Source organism: Campylobacter sp. BCW_4332 (genome assembly GCF_001763175.1).
GTDB lineage: Bacteria > Campylobacterota > Campylobacteria > Campylobacterales > Campylobacteraceae > Campylobacter_D > Campylobacter_D jejuni.
In genome coordinates, this window is sequence record NZ_MJYF01000045.1 from 37,756 (window position 1) to 57,515 (window position 19,760).

Here is a 19,760-nt window from a genome sequence, read left to right on the forward strand (position 1 = left end):
GAAAAATATGCTAGAAATTTTAATAACACTGATTATAGCTTTTATATTGGCTTTAATTTTTGGAAATTATCTTTATAAAATTGCAAGCTGTAAAAAAACTATTTTTGATTTTATTTTTAATCCAATTGATAACTTAATTTATAAAATTTGTGCGATTGATAGAAAAAATATGACTTGGCAAAAATATTCTTTGCATTTAATTGCTTTTAATGCTTTAGTGGCTATTTTTTCTTTCGTGATTTTTTATTTACAAGATAAACTTTTTTTAAATCCCAATTCGATAAATTCTATGAAAGGGGATTTGAATTTAAATACTGTAATTAGTTTTATTACAAATACAAACCTTCAGCATTATAGTGGAGAGAGTGCTTTAAGTTTGCTTTCCCAAAATACAGGCATTTTACTTGCTATGTTTGTTTCAAGTGCAAGTGGATATTCTGCTTGTATGGCTTTTTGTCGTGCTTTATGTGGTATGCAAATGGGAAATTTTTATGAAGATTTTACGCGTATTATTACGCGTTTGATGTTGCCTTTAAGTTTTATTTTGGCTGTAATTTTTATCTCTGAAGGCGTGGTGCAAAACTATCACGCAAATTTTAGCGTGCTTACTTTAGAAAATAAATTTCAAAGTATTGCCACAGGTCCTGTTGCAGCTCTTGAGTCTATAAAACATTTAGGGACAAATGGGGGTGGTTTTTTTGGTGCTAATTCAAGTATGCCTTTTGAAAATCCTACTTCACTTACAAATTTTTTACAAATTTTATCCATGATGCTTATTCCTAGCGCCTGTGTTGTAGCTTTTGGATTGATGGTTTATCATAGAAAAGAAAGACAAGGTTTTGCTCTTATGGGAAAAGAAGGGGGAGTTATTTTTGGTGCAATGGGGATTATTTTTATCATTTCTTTGCTTTTAATTTATTTTAGCGAAAAAATGTCAAATCCAAATTTGGATTCTTTGGGTTTAAATGCAAATTTGGGAAATTTAGAAGGTAAAGAAATAAGATTTGGCACAGATGGTTCGAGTTTATTTAGTGCTGTAACTACTGCTTTTACTACAGGAAGCGTCAATAATATGCACGATAGTTTAAATCCTTTAAGCATCAGTGCTACTTTGTTAAATATGATGTTAAATGTAGCTTTTGGTGGCGAAGGAGTAGGGCTTATGAATATGATTATTTATGTGCTTTTAACCGTGTTTATTTGTGCATTAATGATAGGCAGAACTCCAGAATTCTTGGGTAAAAAAATAGAAAGCGCACAAATGAAGCTTATAGCTTTGGTAATTCTTATCCATCCTTTATTAATCCTTGTTTTAAGTGCATTAGCTGTTGTTTTTGCAAAAGATAGTATAAGCAATCCTAGCTTTCATGGCTTGGCTCAAATTTTGTATGAATTTAGTTCTTCGGCAGCAAATAATGGTTCAGGACTTGAAGGTTTAAAAGATGATAATTTATTTTGGAATTTAAGTACAGCTTTTGCTATGTTTTGTGGGCGTTATTTGGTTTTAATAGCTCAGCTTGCTATAGCTGGATCGCTTTTGGCTAAAAATACACAAGAAAATACTGCAAATTCTTTAAAAACGGATAATTTAACTTTTATGTTTGTGCTTGTTTGTATTATATATATTTTTGCTGCACTTACTTTTTTTCCAGTGCTTACTTTATCAAGCGTTGCAGAATATTTATCTTTATGGCATTAAGGAGAGTCAATGTCTAAAAAACAAAATAAACTCATTACAAAAGAAATTTTAAATAATGCCATAAAAGGAGCATTTTTAAAATTTGATCCACGCTTTATGATAAAAAATCCTGTTATGTTTATGGTGGAAGTTGGATTGATTCTTACTTTGATTTTAAGTATTTTTCCTACTTTGTTTAATGGAAATTCTGATGAAAGAATTTATAACATTTTAATCACTTTTATTTTATTTGTAACCTTGCTTTTTGCAAATTTTGCAGAAAGTATTACAGAAGGAAGGGGTAAAGCCCAAGCAGCTACCTTAAGACAAAGTAAAAAGGATTCTAAAGCTAGACGCATAAAAAGTGATGGCAGTGAAGAAATGCTTAATTCTAGCGAGTTAAAAATAGGTGATATAGTTTTAGTTAAAGCAGGTGAACTTATACCTAATGATGGAGAAATTATAGAAGGTGCTGCAAGTGTTGATGAATCAGCTATTACAGGTGAAAGTGCTCCTGTTATGCGTGAAGCGGGCGGTGATTTTTCTTCTGTTACAGGTGGGACTACGGTTTTAACTGATTTTTTAAAGATTAAAATTTTAGTTGGATCTGGGGAAAGTTTTTTAGATAAAATGATCAATCTTGTAGAAGGTGCTGCGCGTCAAAAAACTCCAAATGAAATTGCTCTTAATACTCTTTTAATTGTGCTTAGTTTGAGTTTTCTAGTAGTGGTTGTAAGTTTATATCCTTTTATGCAATTTTTAGGCGTGAGTTTGCCTATTTCGTGGTTAGTAGCATTGCTTGTATGTCTTATTCCTACAACTATAGGGGGGCTTTTATCAGCTATAGGAATAGCAGGTATGGACAGGGTAACGCGTTTTAATGTGATCGCGCTTTCAGGCAAGGCTGTTGAAAGTTGTGGTGATGTTGATACTATGATTTTAGATAAAACGGGAACGATTACTTTTGGAAACCGTTTGGCAAATGAATTTTATGAAGTCCAAGGTATAAGCAAAGACGAAATGATTAAAGCTTGTGTTTTATCCTCTTTAAAAGATGAAACTCCAGAAGGTAAAAGTATAGTTGCATTGGCTCAAAAAATGGGTTATGAATTAGAAGGTAATGATATTAAAGAATTTATCGAATTTAGCGCTCAAAATAGAATGAGCGGTGTGGATTTGCAAGATAATACAAAAATTCGCAAAGGTGCTTTTGATGCTATAAGAGCTTATATAAGCGAAATGAATGGAAAAATTCCTAGCGATTTAGAAACTAAGGTAATGGAAATTTCAAATCTTGGTGGCACTCCTTTGGTAGTGTGTAAAAATGAAAAAATTTTAGGAGTGATTTATCTAAAGGATACAGTAAAACCAGGACTTAAAGAGCGTTTTGATGAGCTTAGAAAAATGGGCATAAAAACTTTAATGTGTACTGGAGATAATCCTTTAACAGCAGCTACTATAGCTAAAGAAGCAGGGCTTGATGGATTTATAGCAGAATGCAAGCCTGAAGATAAAATAGAAGCCATTAAAAAAGAACAAGCCCAAGGTAAGATAGTAGCCATGACAGGAGATGGAACCAATGATGCTCCAGCTCTTGCACAAGCTGATGTAGGTATAGCTATGAACTCAGGAACTCAAGCAGCCAAAGAAGCAGCCAATATGATAGATCTTGATTCTAATCCTACTAAAATTTTAGAAGTAGTTGAAATAGGAAAAGGTTTGCTTATTACTAGGGGTAGTCTTACAACTTTTAGCATGGCAAATGATATTGCTAAGTATTTTGCTATTTTACCTGCTATGTTTAGTGTGGTTTTACCTCAAATGCAAATTTTAAATATTATGCATTTGGCTACCCCGCAAAGTGCTATTTTATCAGCACTTATTTTTAATGCTATTATTATACCTTTGCTCATACCTATTGCTATGCGTGGAGTTAAATTTAAGCCTATGAAAAGCGAGCATTTGCTTTTAAGAAATTTGAGTATTTATGGTTTAGGCGGTATGATCGCACCTTTTATAGGGATAAAAATAATTGATATTCCTACAGCTTGGATACTTAGAATTTTAGGAGTGTGATATGCTTAGAACTTTGCTTAGTTTTTTTGTGGTAATGCTAATATTGTGTACTCTTATTTATCCTTTTGCTTTAAATACAGTTGCAAAATTTATTTTTCCTTATCAATCAAGTGGAAGTTTAGTGGATAAAGAAGGTCGTCCAACTTTGGATATAAGTAAAGCGGTAGGTTCAAAGCTTTTGGGTCAAGATTTTAATAAGCCTTATTTTCTACATTCAAGAGCATCTGTATTAAATTACAATACAAGTGATGCAAATGAAAGCAGTGTAAGTTCAGGTGGATTTAATTATGCTATGTCAAATCCTGCTTTAAAAGAGCGTGTGCAAAAAGATTTGCAAAAATTTTTAGATGAAAATCCGCAAATTACAAAAGAACAAATTCCTTTGGATTTATTAAGCGCTTCAGGATCAGGTCTTGATCCTCATATCAGTCTTCAAGCAGCCCTAGTGCAAATTCCTAGGATAAGTCAATCTTCAAAAATCACCAAAGAAGAATTAGAAAAAATCATTCAAGAAAATACCGAGTCTAAATTTTTAGGGATTTTTGGGGAAGAAAAAGTTAATGTTTTAGCCGTTAATATAGCTATTGCTAAAGCCATGAAAAAAGAATAAACATGCAAAGACAAAGTCCTGAACAAATTCTTAAAAAACTTGAGGTTAAAGCCAAGGAAGAAGAAAAAAACAAACTTGCAAAATTAAAAATCTTCTTAGGTTATGCTGCAGGTTCTGGAAAAACTTATGCTATGTTAAGTGAAGCTAGAACTTTAAGGGATAATGGAGTTGATGTTGTTTTAGGCTATATAGAGCCTCACGATAGACCTGAAACAATGGCTTTAACACAAGGTTTTGAAAGTATAGCTAATCTTGAAATTCCTTATAAAAATATAGTATTAAAAGAATTTGATTTAGACGCTACCCTTAAGAGAAAACCTGCTTTGGTTTTAGTAGATGAGCTTGCACACACTAATGCTAAAGGCTTGCGTAATGAAAAGCGTTTTCAAGATATAGAAGAACTTCTAAAAGCAGGTATTGATGTTTATACTACTTTAAATATACAACATTTAGAAAGTTTAAATGATTTAGTCGCTAATATCAGTAAGATAGAAGTTAAAGAGCGTATTCCTGATCGTATTTTTGATGATGCTGATCAGGTTGAACTTGTTGATATTGAACCCAATAAGCTTTTAAAAAGAATGCAAGATGGCAAAATTTATAAGGAAAAACAAGCTAAACTAGCACTTGAAAATTTCTTTCGCCAAGAAAGACTTATAGCTTTGCGTGAGATTGCCTTAAGAAGACTTGCTTCAAGAGTGAATTTAAGAGCAAGTGAACAAAGGCTTATTAATGATGATTTAGCTTATCATACTGGAGAGCATATTTTAGTTTGTATTAATGCTTCAAATGCAAAGGTTATTCGTGCAGCTGCAAGACTTGCTTTAGCTTTTCATGCTAAATTGAGTGCGCTTTATATAAAAAATCCCAATATTAAAGAAGAAAAAGCCTTAGAGGAAAATATAGAACTAGCTAAAAGTTTTGATGCTGAAATCATTAGCGTATATGATGATGATATAGCAAGACAAATTGCAGAGTATTCAAGCCTTAGCAATGTTTCTAAAATTGTTTTAGGTAAAAATAAAGATAAAAAAAAGTTTAAAGAAGAGATTTTTGAAGCTGTTGCTAAAAAAGCACCCAATATTGATTTATATCTTGTTAATGAAAATCAAATTTCTACTCCTAAAATACGAAGTAAAAAAGGTTTTGATTTTTTAGGTTTTTTAAAAATCACAGGAGTTTTGCTTTTAGCAACTTTTATAGCTTTTGTATTTCATAAATTTAATACTCAGCCAAGTAATATAGTTATGATTTTTATTTTAGCAGTTTTTGCTTCTTCTTTTATTTCTGATAATAAAATTTTCGCCTTTTATTCTTCTTTGGTAAGTGTCTTGATTTATAATTTTTTCTTTTTAGAACCTATTTTTAGTCTTAAAGTTCATGATAGTGGAAATATTATTACTTTTACAACTATGTTTATAGTTGGATTTTTAACAGCTGTTTTTACTAGAAGATTAAAATTGCAATCTAAAGAACTCACTAAAAGAGCTTATAGAACAGCTATTTTGCTTGAAAATAGTGAAAAGTTAGCAAGAGTAAAAAGCAAACAAGAGCTTTGGGAACAACTTGGAAATCAAGCTTTAAAATTATTAAATTTACCTATTATTATTTATCCTATAAATAAAAACAATATTTTATCGAAACCTTTGTTGTTTTTTAACGATGATAAGCAAATGTTAAAAAATTGTTTTAGTGCTGATGAGATTGCTATTGCTCAATGGGTTGCAACAAATAAAGAAAGAGCAGGTGTTTGCACAAATACCCTGCCTAATGCCAATGCTATGTATTTACCTATAGAAGATGGAGAAAAAACTAAAGGGGTCATAGGTATAGTTTTAAAAGAAAAACGTCCCTTACAAGACTTTCAGTATGAAATTTTAAGTGCTTTACTTAATGAGGCAGGAGTTAGAACAAGGGATATATTTTTATTATAAATCCCTTAATTTATTAATCTCATCTCTAATAGCAGCAGCTTTTTCAAACTCAAGTGCTTTTGCTGCTTCAAGCATTTGCTTTCTTAATTCTTTGACAAGTTTTGCTCTTTCGCTAGCAGGCATTTTTTCTATTTTTTTATCTTTGCGATAAATTTCGCCTAAATCCTCTTCATTTTTCAAGCTTTCTTCAATATGGCGTTTGACTGAAGCTGGCGTGATATTATATTTTTTATTATAAGCCATTTGAAGTTTGCGACGTTCATTGGTGGTATCCATAGCTTCTTGCATGGATTTTGTAATCTTTTTGCAAAAAAGCAAAACCTTACCATTAACATTTCTAGCTGCTCTTCCCATGGTTTGGATTAAACTTGTTGTACTTCTTAAAAAGCCTTCCTTATCTGCATCCATAATGGCAATGAGTGAAACTTCAGGTAGGTCTAGTCCTTCTCTAAGTAAGTTAATGCCAATTAGCATATCAAAAGCACCGCTTCTTAAACCTCTTATGATTTCATTGCGTTCTATAGCATCGATGTCTGAGTGCATGTATTTGACTTTTATACCAAGCTCTAAATAATACCTTGTAAGTTCTTCAGCGAGTTTTTTAGTCAGCACGGTTACTAAAACTCGTTCGTTCCTTTGTATGACTTTTTTAGCCTCATCAAATAAAATTTCAACCTGATTATCACTATCTTTTAATTCTATTAAAGGATCAAGCAGTCCTGTAGGACGCATGATTTGATGAAAGATGTTTTCTTTGCTAAGTTCAAGTTCTAAAGGTGCAGGTGTAGCTGAAACAAAAAGAAATTGACAATTTTTATGGATAAATTCATCAAACATTAAAGGACGATTATCCAAGGCTGAAGGCAAACGAAAACCATAATCCACTAAGGTTTGCTTTCTGCTTCTATCTCCTGCAAACATACCTCTAAATTGCGGTAAAGATACATGGCTTTCATCGACTATAACAAGAAATTTTCTATCTTTAATCGCAAAATAATCAAAAAGCGTATAAGGAGTATCACCTTCTTTAAGCCCTGTTAAATGCCTTGCATAATTTTCAACGCCTTTACACATTCCTGTGCTTGTAAGCATCTCAAGATCAAATTCAACCCTTTGTTTAAGGCGTTGATATTCTACGAGTTTATTTTCATGCTCAAAATAAGCAAGGCGTTCGTTAAGTTCTGCTTTTATGTCTTTTATCGCTTGTTTTAATCTTGTTTCGCCCACGCTAAACTGGCTTGTAGGATAGAGTATGAAGCGTTTTAAATCTTTACCTTTTTTATTTTCTAAAACATTGTAATGATACATAGCATCAAGCTCATCGCCAAAAAATTCAAGTCTTACTACTTCATCTTCATAATAAGCTGGATAAATGTCTATAATATCTCCTTGAACTCTAAAATCTGCACGATCAAAAAAATTATCATTTCTTTTATAACCCATATCTACAAGTTTTTTTAAAAGTTCTTTTTGTGAAATTTGCATACCTAGTTCAAAGATTAAAACCATGCCTATGTATTCATTTGGATTACCAAGTCCATAATTTGCTGAAACACTAGCTATGCAAACTACATCTTCATAACTTAAAAGAGAAGCAGTAGTACTCAGTCTTAAACGCTCTAAGTCTTCATTGGTCGAGCTGTCTTTTTCTATGAAAACATCAGTGCGTGGGATATAGGCTTCAGGTTGATAATAATCATAATAAGATATAAAATATTCTACATGATTTTTAGAAAAAAAGCCTTTAAATTCACTATAAAGTTGTGCACAAAGGCTTTTGTTGTGACTCATGATAAGAGTGGGTATATTAAGTTCTTTAATGACATTTGCCATGGTAAAGGTTTTTCCACTTCCTGTAACGCCTAGTAAGGTTTGATATTTGTTGCCTTTTTTTATACTTTTTACTATGCCTTTTATGGCTTCTTGTTGATCGGGACTGGGTTTAAATTCGCTGGTAAGTTCTAACATTTTTCTACTTTATTTTTATTTTTGAAAAAATTTTAAAAGAAAATGCTTTAATTAAAAATTAATTGACAATAAAAACCTAAATTTAAATTTTTTTCTGCTACAATATCAAATAATATTTTCCATAAATTACAAATTTCTTAAGAAGGCAAAAATATGTTTGATGAAAAAATAATCAATACTATGACAGATAAAGTAAATGAATTAATTGAAAAGTATAACGAAGTTTGCGAAGCCAATGAGGCTTTAAGAAATGAGCTTGTAAGCGTTAAAGCACAAAATGAAGCGAAAAGTAATCAAATCATGCGTTTAGAAGAAGAACTTAAATCTCGCAATATAGAAAGCGAAGATATTTACAAGAAAATAGAGGCTGTTCTTGGCAGATAATCTAAAACAAGTCATTGTTAATGTCAATGCAAAAGATTTCATTGTTAAGTGCAGTGAAGAATTTGCAAATTTTTTAGAAGATGATATCGCTTTGATTTCTGGCGGTACTAAAAAAATAGAACTTAAACGCTTTGTAGATGCGTTTGTTAAAAAAAGTTATGAAAATTATATTTTAGAAAGAGAACTTAAGAAACTAATAAAAGCAATCAATGAAGAACTCCCGACAAAATGAATAAAGCTTTTACTCTGCTTGAGCTTGTTTTTGTGATTTTGATTTTGGGAATTTTATCAAGCTTATCTTTATCTTTTATCAATACTACAAAAGATGAGGTTAAAATTTTAAAATTAAAAATGGACTATGAAATGCTAAGCTCAGCTCTTGCTTTAATGCGTAGTCAAATGAGACTTAAAAATTTAAATTTTCCAGAAATTTTAGATAATGCGCAAAACAATCAAGCCAAAGAAAAACTCTTTTATTGTTTAAATGATTGTGATTATTCTTTGCTTGATACACCTATTTATTCTGATTTTAAATCTTGGATAAAAATAGGTAAAAATCACTATAGATTTGCATTAAACGCCAAAGAGATGGTTGAATTTATTTATGATTCTAAAGAAGGCTTGTTAAAGTGTATAGGAAGTTCTAGATGCAAAGATCTGATATAAGATATTATGAACTTGCAATTTGTGGTTTGTATTTGGATAATTTAACTTTTCATAGTTTTGATGAAATCAAACCTTTAACACAAGTATTAGTGGATTTAAAAACTAAAAAAAACCTTAAAGCTATCGTGCTTAAAGAATGTCAAAAACCTGATTTTAAAACCGTAGAAATTAAAGAAATTACAGGGTATTTTCTAACTCCTTTGCAATTTGAATTGGCAAATTTTATTGTTTATTATTATGCTTCAAAACTTGGTTTTGTTTTGGGCTTTTTTGAAACCAGTCCTAAATATGAATGTCAAAAAATGTTTTTTAAAGATACTCCTAAACTAAGCAATCAACAACAAAATGCCTTAAGTTTTCTTCAAAAAGAAAATAATTCCTTACTTTTTGCTGATACAGGTAGTGGCAAGACTGAAATTTATATTTCTTTGATAAAAGAGTGTTTAGAACAGGGTAAGCAAGCTTTACTTTTAATGCCAGAAATCGCACTTACTCCACAAATGAAAAAGCGTTTAGAAGTGTATTTTAAGGATAATTTTTTCCTGTGGCATTCTAAAATTTCAAAGAAAAAAAAGCAAGAATATTTAGAGCGTTTTTGCAAGGGAGAAGTACTTTTAGTAGCGGGTGCAAGATCGGCTTTGTTTTTGCCTTTTAGAAATTTAGGACTTATTGTAGTAGATGAAGAACATGATAATTCTTATAAGGCTTCTAATCAGCCTTTTATCAATGCAAGAGATTTAGCGCTTTTTTTGGGTCAAAAAAATAATATTAAAGTGGTTTTAGGTTCTGCAACCCCATCTTTGACGAGTTTTTACAAACAAAAAAGTTTTAGACTAAAAGGAACTTTTTTTGAGAGCAAAAAACATTTTTTATATGATGAAAATGAGCTTGGTATAACGCCTATGCTTTTAAGCGAATTAGAAAAAAGTTTAAAACATCAAAAACAAGCTATAGTGTTTTTACCTACAAGGGCTAATTTTAGGCAAATCATTTGCAAGGATTGCGGAGAAACGATAAAATGTCCTTTTTGTTCTATCGCCATGAGTATGCATAAAAAGAAAAATGTTTTAAAATGTCATTATTGTAATTATACTTCTTTAATAGAGCAAAATTGTCCAAGTTGCAAAGGAGAAATGTTAGAAGCTAGAAAAATGGGGACTGCTGAACTTTTAGAGCTTTTGCAAAATGCTTTGCCTTTAGCAAAAATAGCAAAATTTGATAGCGATGAAATCACAAGCGTTAAAAAGCTTAATACTATTTTAAAAGACTTTAATGAAGATAAGATCGATATACTTATTGGCACCTCTATGCTTGCTAAAGGGCATGATTATCATAGTGTGGATTTGAGTGTGATTTTAGGGCTTGACGAATATTTGTTGCGTCCTAATTTTAGAGCGAGTGAAGAAACTTTAGCTTTAGCTATGCAAGTTGCAGGCAGGGCAGGGCGTAAAGGCGAAGCAAGAGTACTTTTACAAACAAAAAATAGAGCTTTTTTTGAAAGGTATATAGAGAATTATGATGCTTTTTTAAAAGATGAGTTAGAAAATAGAAAAGATCTTTACCCCCCATTTAAACGCCTTTTAAGAGTTCTTATAGAAGATAAAGATCAAAAAAGTGCACAAAAACTTTGTGAAAAATTTGCTTCTCAATTTAAAAATATCAAACAGGTAGAATTGGTAGGCTATGGAATTTGTGGAGTTGAAATGCTACATGGAAAATATCGTTTTTATTTATTACTTAGAAGTGAAAATCATAAAGTTTTAGTGGCAATTGAAAATTATATTTTGCAATTTAAAAATGTAAGTGCAGATATTGATCCTATTGATTTTGTGTAAGTAAGATAATTATTTATCTTTGTATATCTTTTCAAATTCTTTATAATATTTCCAAGAGTCAATAATATGAGGATGTGTTTGTTTTAAATGATTTAGTTCATTTTCAAATATATTAAAAAAAGTATAAATAAGTGATTTATTTTTTATAAAATAATCTATTACATCTTTTTCTTTCATCATTTTTGATTCTGTTTCATCTATGGTTATTTTAATTTGATATAAAAAATCATACAAATAATGTTTAATTGTTGAAAATAAAAGATTGTTTTGTTCTAATTGTTTAAAATCATTTTTATCAATATATACACCCATATCATTACATAGGTCGTTTTTTATAATTTCTTGTATTATGTCTATTTTTTCATGATTGATATGTTTTCTGTCTAAAATTATGGGAATGCTAGAAGTTTTATCAATATTGAAATTTTTATTATTTTTAGGAGTATTAAGATAAAAGGTGTTATTAATATCTTTAGAATTTGCATAGAGTGTGATAGGAAAAAGATAGCGAATATAACCTCTAAATTCTTTAATTTTAAATAAATCTAATTTATCTTTATGGGGGGGGGTAAAATTAAAATTTATAGCAAGTAAATTCATAGTATCGAAGGCCTTTGATTGGCGGATTTCTTCCATATCAAGATAGTATACATTGTCTTTGTTAAAATATTTTAATAAATAAGAGATGATAAAAACTCCTTGTTGTAGTTCGTTTATATCGATTTTAATTTTATGATTTTGATGAGTAAGATAGTCGATATAATAACGCCAATCATAAGTTAGATTAAATTCAGAGGGATAGTTTCTTAAAACTTTACTCCAATCTCTTCCCCAGTTATGCTTTAAAATTCCTATTGGATCGCGAACTCCGCAAATAATTTTAGAGTTAAAATCCAATAAAGATAGATATTTATCAAAATAAGGTAGATTGATTTCTGATATATTAATAGCATATTGAGCAATTGTATTATCATTTAGACACATGTAATTAAGACAATATCTTTCTTTGGCATCAGGTGGTAAAACCCAGGAGGCAAAACAAGTTACATCGCAACATTGATTAAGGTATCTTAAAAATGCTGCTGCTCCAACGCCATGTGGAGAAATATAGATAAATTTATAGTGTTTAGGTAGGGGTAAATTTAAATCCCAGGCTAATTCTGCGCAATGTCGACTAGCATCTATTTCTATAAAATTAGGATTGATTAAAGGTGGATAAGGATGTTTTATTGATAAATATCTATTCTTAAATTCGCTAGAATTGAGCCAAGTGCAAATTATTTCAATATTTTCCAAAACAAAGGTAAAAAATTTTTCATTATTCGAATTTTTTAAAGCTTGTAAAAGAATTTGAGCTAGGGTTGGAGTTAGGTTATTGTTTATATAGAGTAAAAGATTTTGCATATAACCTCTTTTAATTGTATTTAATTTATATATAATTCATAAATATTTAAATATCATGAAATTTAAATATATTATCAAAAATAAACTTTAATTAAAGCAATAAAAAGTTAAAATTTGATATTAAAATTTTTCAAAGAGTGAAGTTATGGAGTATAAAAGATTTAAAACCAGACAAATCAAAGTAGGAGATGTTTTAATAGGCGGTGATGCACCTATTTCAGTTCAATCTATGCTTTTTACTAAAACAAGAGATATAGAAGGTTCTTTGGAGCAAATCAATCGTCTTTATTTTGCAGGAGCAAATATAGTGCGTTTGGCGTGCTTGGATATGGCTGATGCAAGGGCTTTAAAAGAGATTAAAGCTAAAAGTCCTTTGTCTTTAATCGTAGATATTCATTTTAATCATAATTTGGCTGTATATTGTGCTGAATTTATTGATGGAGTGCGTATAAATCCTGGCAATATAGGTTCTAAAGAAAATATCAAAGAAGTGGTAAAAGCATGTAAAGAACGGGGTATCCCTATACGTATCGGTGTAAATCACGGCTCCATAGAAAAACAATTTAGTGATAAATTTGGCTATGGTGTCGATGCTATGCTAGAAAGTGCGATGTATAATATCAAGCTTTTAGAGGATTTAGACTTTTTTGATATTAAAATTTCCATGAAGACTTCAGATGCTCAAAAAACTATAGAAGCTTATGAGAGATTAAGACCGCTTTGTGATTATCCTTTTCACTTAGGGGTGACTGAAGCAGGAACTAAATTTCATAGCACTGTAAAAAGTTCTATAGCTTTAGGAAATTTACTTCTTAAAGGTATAGGCGATACTATGCGTGTTTCTATGACGGGTGAGCTTGAAGAGGAAATTCGTGTAGCAAGAGCGATTTTGCAAGATAGTGGAGTGCAAAAAAGCGGAGTAAATATCATCTCATGTCCAACTTGCGGTAGGATTCAAAGTGATTTGTTAAGCGCGATTAAAATCGTAGAAGAAAAAACCAAGCATATAAAAGAACCTTTAAATATCAGTGTTATGGGTTGTGTAGTAAATGCTTTAGGTGAAGCTAAGGGCGCTGATGTGGCTATAGCCTTTGGGAAAAATCAAGGGCTTGTTATAAGACATGGTGAAGTTGTAGCCAAATTAAAAGAAAGTGAACTTGTAGATAGATTTTTAGCTGAAGTTGAAGATGAGGTTAAAAGTAGGGCTGTAAAAGAATAAAAGCCAAGAAGCAAGGTTTAACCTTGCTTTTAGAATGGCCATATCGCTTCTATAACTTTGCTACCCCAAGGTTTTCTTGTGCTTCTATCCACTTCACCTTCTGTTTTATAAAGAATTTTAGCATCTGCTATATATTTACTATCTATAGTATTGTCTTGACCGATGTCATAAGGACGAATAACACCGCTTAATTGTATGATTTGTTTCTCTCCGTTGATTAAAAGCTCTCTTGAGCCTTCGATAAAATAATTACCATTTGATAAAATTTTAATTACACGCGTTGAAATTGTAGTATTGAAACTTTCATTTCTGCTTTGTGAGCCTGTTCCCGTGTACTTGTTTGAACTATTGGTTTGAAAGCCTATATTAGAATAAGCATTGACTTTATTAAGAGCATTAGCTACCACTCCTGAACTTCCTGTTAAAGCACCTCCGCCTAAATTTGAGGTATTAGTTCTGCTTGTTGATTTGTTGGCTTGTGTGCTTTGAGTGGTGCTTTCTTGTATAACAACTGTAACTAAATCATTTACATTCATAGCTTTTTTATCTGAAAATAAAGGATTATCCCCTTTGCCAAAAAGCGATCCTGGTGCGCTTTCTACATTATTACTTTGTTTTGGTGCAAGTTCTTCTACATAAGCAGGTGGTTTCATTGAAATTTGTGGATCAACCGTTGCAGAACAACCAAAAAATGCAAACGGTAACACATAAAATAAAACTTTTTTCATTTTCGTCCTTTAAAATATAAATTTTTTATTTTTCTTTTGTTAAAATTAGAAAAAGCAAAGAGTGTTCCACATTTATAAATTTAAGGAGAAAATGATGGCAAATCTTTATTTGATGAGATCTAGAAGTGATGAGTTAAATACTATTATTAGTACAAATTTGCTTAAAAATTATAGCAAAATTTACAAAAATATCGCAATTTATTGTCCTGTAATATACATACATCGCGTCCCTGTTTTGCAAGGTTGGTTGGAAGAATTTAATATCAATCAAACTGTAAAAAGCGCTTATGGTTTTACCTTTAGAGAGGCAATGGAGGAATTTAGCAAAGATCCTCATAATTTTTTTAATGTTATTTTAGAAGAATATGAAGAGTTAAAACGCAAATACGATTTTGTGCTTGTAAATAGCTTTTGCGAATTTGGAATACTTGATGGATTTGATCTTAGTATAAAATTGGCTAAAAATCTTAATACCCCTATCGCTGCTATTATTAATGATGAAGATAAACTTATAGCTCAAAAATATTTCGATCATGCCCTAGATGGTCGTAATTATGTTTTGATTAATGAAAAATTTAATTTTGAAGAAGTGCAAAAGCTTGAAGAGTATGATTTTATAACTCCGCATCGTTTTAAATATGAATTGATTAAACAAAGCGTAAAAAATAAAAAAACTGTTGTTTTGCCAGAAAGTAATGATGAGAGAATTTTAAAAGCTACTGAAATTTTATTAAAAAGTAAAGTTGTTGATCTTATTTTATTGGGTGATGAGGAAAAAATCAAACAAGATGCTGCTAGATTAAGTCTTGATTTAAGTACTATACAAATTATGAATCCGCTCAATTCAGAATATAATCAAGAATTTACTTCCATTCTTTATGAGGCAAGAAAATCTAAAGGAATGAGTTTAGAAGAGGCTAAGATGCTAGTTCAGGATAAAACTTATTTTGGAACTTTGCTTATACATACTGGAAAAGCTGATGCTATGGTTAGTGGAGCATCAACTACTACGGCTGAAACAATTCGCCCTGCATTGCAGCTTATTAAAACCAAAGAAGGTATTAGTTCTGTTTCGGGAATTTTCTTTATGGGGCTTGAAGATCAAGTTTTAGCTTTTGCTGATTGTGCTGTAAATCCAAGTCCAAGTGCTGAACAGCTTGCAACTAGTGCTTATGTAAGTGCTATGACTGCTAAATCTTTTGGACTTGAACCAAGAATAGCTTTGCTTTCTTATTCTAGTGGTGATAGCGGTAAAGGGGAAAGTGTAGATCTTGTAAAAGAAGCATTAAAAATTGCTAAAGAAAAATACCCTGAGTTAAATATAGATGGTCCTATGCAGTTTGATTGCGCTTATGATCTAAAGACTGCGGCAAAGAAAATGCCAAATTCTAAGATAGCAGGCCATGCAAATGTATATATTTTTCCTGATCTTAATGCAGCAAATATTTGTTACAAAGCAGTTCAAAGAACCGCTAATGCTTTAGCAATCGGTCCTATTTTACAAGGTCTTAAAAAACCTGTTAATGATTTAAGTCGTGGATGTTTGGTAGATGATATTGTAGATACTGTTATTTTAAGTGCTATACAAGCTCAATAGAAAGGAATAATAAATGAAAATTTTAGTTTTAAATTCAGGTTCTTCATCGATTAAATTTAAATTTTTTGATAATAAAATCGTTAAAGCCAGTGGCTTAGTAGAGAAAATCGGAGAGCAAAATTCAAAAGTTATATTAAAAAATGTTTTAAATAATGAAAGTTTTGAAAGAGAATTAACAATAAATAATCACGAAGAAGGACTTAGTATAGTTAATGAGCTTTTTAAAGAATCAGGAATTTTAGCGGATTTAAATGCTCTTGATGGCTGTGGTCATCGTATAGTTCATGGGGGAAGAAATTTAAGTGAGCATTGTTTAGTAGATGACTATGTTCTTAAAGAGATAGATAGGGTTAGTATTTTTGCTCCTTTGCATAATCCTGCCCATTTAGCAGGTATAAAAACAATGATTAAAGCTGCACCTAGTGTTGCTAATGCAGCTATTTTTGATACAGCTTTTCATCGCACTATGCCTGATTTTGCTTATATGTATGCTTTGCCTTATGATTTTTATGATAAGCATAATATTAGAAGATATGGTTTTCATGGGACTTCTCATGCTTATATTAGTTCTAGAGCGGCAAAATTTCTTCAAAAAGATCAAAATGAATTAAATGTCATCTCTGCTCATCTTGGAAATGGCGCAAGTGTATGTGCTATAGAAAAAGGTAAGAGTGTAGATACTTCTATGGGCTTTACTCCACTTGAAGGACTTATTATGGGAACGCGTTGTGGAGATTTAGACCCTGCTATTTTACCTTTTATAAGTCATATCAAAGGTTTAACTATAGAAGAAATAGATACACTGATGAATAAAAAAAGTGGAGTATATGGAATTTGTGGTTATAATGATTTTAGAGATATAGAAAGAGAGATAGAACAAGGTAATGATAAAGCACGCTTGGCTCTTGATATGTTTTGTTATCGTCTTGTTAAATATATAGGATCCTACTTTGCCGTGTTGCCAAAAACCGATGCTATTATTTTTACAGGTGGTATAGGAGAAAATGATAGTTTGGTTCGACAAAAAGTATGTGAGAGATTAGCTCATCTTGGTATCGAGTTAGATTTTGAACTTAACAAACAAAGGATTTCGGGCGAAAGAATGATAAATCATGCAAATTCTAAAGTTAAAGTGCTTGTTATTCCTACAGATGAAGAATTAGAAATCGCTAGAATTACAGAAGAATTAATAAGCAATTGAAAGAGGTTTATATTTAGTAAAAATTAATTTTCTTTAGATAAAATTTTAATTAAAAAATAAAGCATGGATTATGAAAAAATTTAAAGAATTTAGCCTTCGTTTTTTATTTAAAGTATCAGAACAACCTGTTTTAGTGAAGGATTTATTAGAGGCAAATGCACTTTTTAATGACGGTATGCTTGTAGATCCTTCTAAGCTAAATTTTAATTTCAAAATTCTAAATTCTTATATTTATTTTGGTGTTTTTTGTGCTGTGGTTTTGTTACCATTGCTTTTAATTACTCATTATTTTTTAACAAAACTTGACTTTCATATAAGCATAGTGAGTGCTGTTATGGTTACTGCTTGTGTATTTATAGGATATGATATTTTTAAAGTTTATACTCGCAAAATAATCTCAAAAAAAATAATACAAAAAGCCTGGGCTTTGCATTTCCCTTATTTTGCTTATGAAAAATACTCTATAATGGCAGGTGAAATTTATAAGGAAGCCTTAAAAGAGGAAATTCCAAAAGCAAATTTAGAGCAGTATGTTTTAGATAAGATTATTCATTCTAAATAGTCTAAAATTTGATTTTGGAATCGCATATTTTCAAGCCTTCTTTTTAAATCTTTATTTTCTTCGTTTAAAACGCTTTCTTCTGTTCTTAATGTAGCAATTTCTCTACTAAGATAATAAATTTGATTTCTAATATAAATTTGTGGAGCAAATAAAAATAACGCAAAACTAACAAGTAAAGCCGCAAAAAGAAGATGATTGAAATTTAGGTTTCTATCTTCTTTGGTGGCATTAGAGTAGCCTTCTAATAAAACATTTTTTGCCTTTTGAGCATCTTCATCATTTTGTTGTTTTTCTTGGGCTTGATTGGATGGTTTTGGAAGTTCTTGTTTATTTTCTTGTGGTGTTATCTTTTTTTGTAAATTTTCCAAACTTTGTTTAATATCGGGTTGTTTTTTAATATCAGGTCGTTTTTCTATAGTTTGGGAATTTTGTATTTTAGGCTCAGTTTTTTGAATTTTTTCTATAGATTTTATAGATTCTTTTTTTTCTTTTTTATCTTGGATAGGGTTTTGATCATTTTTTGTTTGAATTTTTGGTTTGGTTTGAATATTTTTTATCTCGTTTATTTTTTTTCTTCCAAACGAAAAAATCTTTTTAGTTTTTTTATTTTCTTCTTTTTTCCTTTCTTTCATTTTGGAAAAAAATTTTTTAGCAAGAGATTGCTTTTCTTCTAATTTAACATTGATCAGATCTTCTTTTAAATATATATTTGATTTTTTAGTATGTTTTGACTCATACTCTTCATCGAGTTCTTCTAAGAATTTATTAGGAGTCTTTTTTTTAAAACGACGTCTTAAAATATCATCGCTAGAAATTTCATCTCTTAAATCATCATCAAGCGGTTTGCCTTGATTTATAGCGCGAGAAAATTTCAGCATTTTTTGGCGTATGTTTTGGCGTTCTTTTATAAAATCATCTTCTAGCATTATTTATTGTCCAAATTATTAAAATAAAAAGCCCGCATTTTAGCACAACTAGAGCGAGAATTTTTTAAAAGTTCTTCCTTGCTTGCACTTATAGCTTTTTTGGTTATTATTTGCCCTAGGCTATGGTTATTTCCACATTCGCAACGCATTATTTTTTCATCACAAATGCAGTTTTTTGACCATTTTTTGAAAAAATTTTTTACTATTCTATCTTCCAAAGAATGAAAACTAATGATTGCTAAAATGCAATTTTTTGGTTTTAAATTTTCTAAATGCCCAAGAAAATCTTTAAGCACTTTAAGTTCTTGATTTACTTCTATTCTAATGGCTTGAAATGCTAAGGTGGCTTTGGAAATTTTTCTATGATTTTGTTTGCCTTTTCCTATGATTTGATAAAGTTCCTTGGCGCTTTTGATTGGATTTTTACTTCTTTCTAGGCAAATTTTTTCAGCAATAAAATGTGCATCGTGCAATTCTCCATAATCTTTAAAAATGGAAGTTAATTGCTCTTTTGTATAAGTATTAATAATCTCATAAGCCGATATTTTGGAGTTTTGATTCATTCTCATATCCAAAAAGTCAGAATTTACACTAAAACCTCTTTCGTTACTATCAAGTTGAAATGAAGAAACTCCAATGTCTGCTAAAATACCTCTTAATTCTTCTTTATGTGAAATTTTTTCTAAAACTTCACTAAAATTACTTTGTATAAAAGTTATCCTATTGTGAAAATCTTTAAGACGTTTTTTAGAAAATTCTAAAGCTTGTTGATCTTGATCGCAAGCAATGATTTCAAGATCAGGATGATTTTTAAGCAAAGCTTCACTGTGTCCGCCAAATCCTAAAGTGCAGTCTAAAAAATAACCTGTTTTAAGATTTTTAAAAATCTCTTGAACTTCATTAAGTAAAACTGGGATATGAGGAATTTCCAAAATCAATCCTAATAAATTTTTATAAACTATAATTATAACT

Annotated in this window: 17 protein-coding genes; 12 read left to right on the forward strand and 5 right to left on the reverse strand. The window is 30.4% G+C overall.

Features of this window, described 5'->3' with window-relative positions:
* Window positions 1-7: 7 nt before the first annotated feature.
* The 4 genes from kdpA to AJN64_RS04605 are packed head-to-tail and all read left to right on the forward strand — an operon-like array spanning window position 8 to window position 6,298.
* Window positions 8-1,699 (forward strand): potassium-transporting ATPase subunit KdpA, encoded by a 1,692-nt coding sequence (gene kdpA, locus AJN64_RS04590; protein WP_002861365.1) that lies wholly within the window; start codon window positions 8-10, stop codon window positions 1,697-1,699.
* A 9-nt stretch (window positions 1,700-1,708) separates the two neighbouring features.
* The gene (gene kdpB / locus AJN64_RS04595) at window positions 1,709-3,754 is read left to right on the forward strand and encodes a potassium-transporting ATPase subunit KdpB (protein WP_070283753.1); all 2,046 of its coding nucleotides are present in this window, start codon (window positions 1,709-1,711) and stop codon (window positions 3,752-3,754) included.
* Window position 3,755: 1 nt separating this feature from the next.
* Window positions 3,756-4,364, forward strand: a complete 609-nt coding sequence (gene kdpC, locus AJN64_RS04600; protein WP_002871323.1) for a potassium-transporting ATPase subunit KdpC — start codon at window positions 3,756-3,758, stop codon at window positions 4,362-4,364.
* Window positions 4,365-4,366: 2 nt separating this feature from the next.
* Window positions 4,367-6,298, forward strand: a complete 1,932-nt coding sequence (locus tag AJN64_RS04605; RefSeq protein ID WP_002871322.1) for a sensor histidine kinase — start codon at window positions 4,367-4,369, stop codon at window positions 6,296-6,298.
* On the opposite strand, the gene uvrB is transcribed toward AJN64_RS04605, so the two are convergent.
* Window positions 6,293-8,266 (reverse strand): excinuclease ABC subunit UvrB, encoded by a 1,974-nt coding sequence (gene uvrB, locus AJN64_RS04610; RefSeq protein WP_070292743.1) that lies wholly within the window; start codon window positions 8,264-8,266, stop codon window positions 6,293-6,295. The two genes, AJN64_RS04605 and uvrB, sit on opposite strands and share 6 nt — an antisense overlap.
* A 153-nt stretch (window positions 8,267-8,419) precedes the next feature.
* Between uvrB and AJN64_RS04615 the strand changes: the two genes are divergently transcribed.
* The 4 genes from AJN64_RS04615 to AJN64_RS04630 are packed head-to-tail and all read left to right on the forward strand — an operon-like array spanning window position 8,420 to window position 11,151.
* On the forward strand, window positions 8,420-8,650 hold the full coding sequence (locus AJN64_RS04615; RefSeq protein ID WP_002852327.1) for a hypothetical protein: 231 nt from the start codon (window positions 8,420-8,422) through the stop codon (window positions 8,648-8,650).
* Window positions 8,640-8,882, forward strand: coding sequence for a hypothetical protein (locus AJN64_RS04620; protein ID WP_002854947.1), 243 nt, complete (start codon window positions 8,640-8,642; stop codon window positions 8,880-8,882). The genes AJN64_RS04615 and AJN64_RS04620 overlap by 11 nt, the downstream gene beginning before the upstream one ends.
* Complete coding sequence (locus AJN64_RS04625) at window positions 8,879-9,316, forward strand: prepilin-type N-terminal cleavage/methylation domain-containing protein (RefSeq protein WP_002852324.1); 438 nt, start codon at window positions 8,879-8,881, stop codon at window positions 9,314-9,316. Before AJN64_RS04620 ends, AJN64_RS04625 begins: the two co-directional genes overlap by 4 nt.
* Entirely contained in the window at window positions 9,298-11,151 is a 1,854-nt protein-coding gene (locus tag AJN64_RS04630) for a primosomal protein N' (protein ID WP_083271914.1), read from the forward strand. Before AJN64_RS04625 ends, AJN64_RS04630 begins: the two co-directional genes overlap by 19 nt.
* A gap of 9 nt (window positions 11,152-11,160) precedes the next feature.
* Here AJN64_RS04630 and AJN64_RS04635 read toward each other — a convergent pair whose 3' ends face one another.
* Window positions 11,161-12,555: a DUF2972 domain-containing protein gene (locus AJN64_RS04635; RefSeq protein ID WP_070292744.1), complete on the reverse strand. Its 1,395-nt coding sequence runs from the start codon at window positions 12,553-12,555 to the stop codon at window positions 11,161-11,163.
* Window positions 12,556-12,700: 145 nt separating this feature from the next.
* Between AJN64_RS04635 and ispG the strand changes: the two genes are divergently transcribed.
* Complete coding sequence (gene ispG, locus AJN64_RS04640) at window positions 12,701-13,774, forward strand: flavodoxin-dependent (E)-4-hydroxy-3-methylbut-2-enyl-diphosphate synthase (RefSeq protein WP_002861372.1); 1,074 nt, start codon at window positions 12,701-12,703, stop codon at window positions 13,772-13,774.
* Window positions 13,775-13,803: 29 nt separating this feature from the next.
* On the opposite strand, the gene flgH is transcribed toward ispG, so the two are convergent.
* Window positions 13,804-14,502: a flagellar basal body L-ring protein FlgH gene (flgH, locus tag AJN64_RS04645; protein WP_053872687.1), complete on the reverse strand. Its 699-nt coding sequence runs from the start codon at window positions 14,500-14,502 to the stop codon at window positions 13,804-13,806.
* Between the two features lie 91 nt (window positions 14,503-14,593).
* On the opposite strand from flgH, the gene pta reads away from it, so the two are divergent.
* The 3 genes from pta to AJN64_RS04660 all read left to right on the forward strand — a co-directional run bounded on the left by pta (window position 14,594) and on the right by AJN64_RS04660 (window position 17,862).
* On the forward strand, window positions 14,594-16,099 hold the full coding sequence (gene pta / locus AJN64_RS04650; RefSeq protein WP_079729002.1) for a phosphate acetyltransferase: 1,506 nt from the start codon (window positions 14,594-14,596) through the stop codon (window positions 16,097-16,099).
* A 13-nt stretch (window positions 16,100-16,112) separates the two neighbouring features.
* Window positions 16,113-17,300 (forward strand): acetate kinase, encoded by a 1,188-nt coding sequence (locus AJN64_RS04655; RefSeq protein ID WP_053872685.1) that lies wholly within the window; start codon window positions 16,113-16,115, stop codon window positions 17,298-17,300.
* 70 nt (window positions 17,301-17,370) lie between these two features.
* Window positions 17,371-17,862, forward strand: coding sequence for a hypothetical protein (locus AJN64_RS04660; protein ID WP_002855147.1), 492 nt, complete (start codon window positions 17,371-17,373; stop codon window positions 17,860-17,862).
* On the opposite strand, the gene AJN64_RS04665 is transcribed toward AJN64_RS04660, so the two are convergent.
* Together AJN64_RS04665 and rsmH are read right to left on the reverse strand one after the other, a co-directional pair.
* On the reverse strand, window positions 17,850-18,788 hold the full coding sequence (locus AJN64_RS04665) for a hypothetical protein (RefSeq protein ID WP_004305554.1): 939 nt from the start codon (window positions 18,786-18,788) through the stop codon (window positions 17,850-17,852). The genes AJN64_RS04660 and AJN64_RS04665 overlap by 13 nt on opposite strands.
* Window positions 18,788-19,726 carry a 16S rRNA (cytosine(1402)-N(4))-methyltransferase RsmH gene (gene rsmH, locus AJN64_RS04670; protein ID WP_083271915.1) on the reverse strand — a complete coding sequence of 313 codons (939 nt, stop codon included), beginning with the start codon at window positions 19,724-19,726 and terminating at the stop codon, window positions 18,788-18,790. Before rsmH ends, AJN64_RS04665 begins: the two co-directional genes overlap by 1 nt.
* Window positions 19,727-19,760 lie beyond the last annotated feature (34 nt).

Bases quoted from the DNA above. Each gene is read 5' to 3' on its own strand.
- kdpA (WP_002861365.1), top strand. From the start codon at position 8: ATGCTAGAAATTTTAATAACACTGATTATAGCTTTTATATTGGCTTTA.
- kdpB (WP_070283753.1), top strand. From the start codon at position 1,709: ATGTCTAAAAAACAAAATAAACTCATTACAAAAGAAATTTTAAATAAT.
- kdpC (WP_002871323.1), top strand. From the start codon at position 3,756: ATGCTTAGAACTTTGCTTAGTTTTTTTGTGGTAATGCTAATATTGTGT.
- AJN64_RS04605 (WP_002871322.1), top strand. From the start codon at position 4,367: ATGCAAAGACAAAGTCCTGAACAAATTCTTAAAAAACTTGAGGTTAAA.
- uvrB (WP_070292743.1), bottom strand. From the start codon at position 8,266: ATGTTAGAACTTACCAGCGAATTTAAACCCAGTCCCGATCAACAAGAA.
- AJN64_RS04615 (WP_002852327.1), top strand. From the start codon at position 8,420: ATGTTTGATGAAAAAATAATCAATACTATGACAGATAAAGTAAATGAA.
- AJN64_RS04625 (WP_002852324.1), top strand. From the start codon at position 8,879: ATGAATAAAGCTTTTACTCTGCTTGAGCTTGTTTTTGTGATTTTGATT.
- AJN64_RS04630 (WP_083271914.1), top strand. From the start codon at position 9,298: ATGCAAAGATCTGATATAAGATATTATGAACTTGCAATTTGTGGTTTG.
- AJN64_RS04635 (WP_070292744.1), bottom strand. From the start codon at position 12,555: ATGCAAAATCTTTTACTCTATATAAACAATAACCTAACTCCAACCCTA.
- ispG (WP_002861372.1), top strand. From the start codon at position 12,701: ATGGAGTATAAAAGATTTAAAACCAGACAAATCAAAGTAGGAGATGTT.
- flgH (WP_053872687.1), bottom strand. From the start codon at position 14,502: ATGAAAAAAGTTTTATTTTATGTGTTACCGTTTGCATTTTTTGGTTGT.
- pta (WP_079729002.1), top strand. From the start codon at position 14,594: ATGATGGCAAATCTTTATTTGATGAGATCTAGAAGTGATGAGTTAAAT.
- AJN64_RS04655 (WP_053872685.1), top strand. From the start codon at position 16,113: ATGAAAATTTTAGTTTTAAATTCAGGTTCTTCATCGATTAAATTTAAA.
- AJN64_RS04660 (WP_002855147.1), top strand. From the start codon at position 17,371: ATGAAAAAATTTAAAGAATTTAGCCTTCGTTTTTTATTTAAAGTATCA.
- AJN64_RS04665 (WP_004305554.1), bottom strand. From the start codon at position 18,788: ATGCTAGAAGATGATTTTATAAAAGAACGCCAAAACATACGCCAAAAA.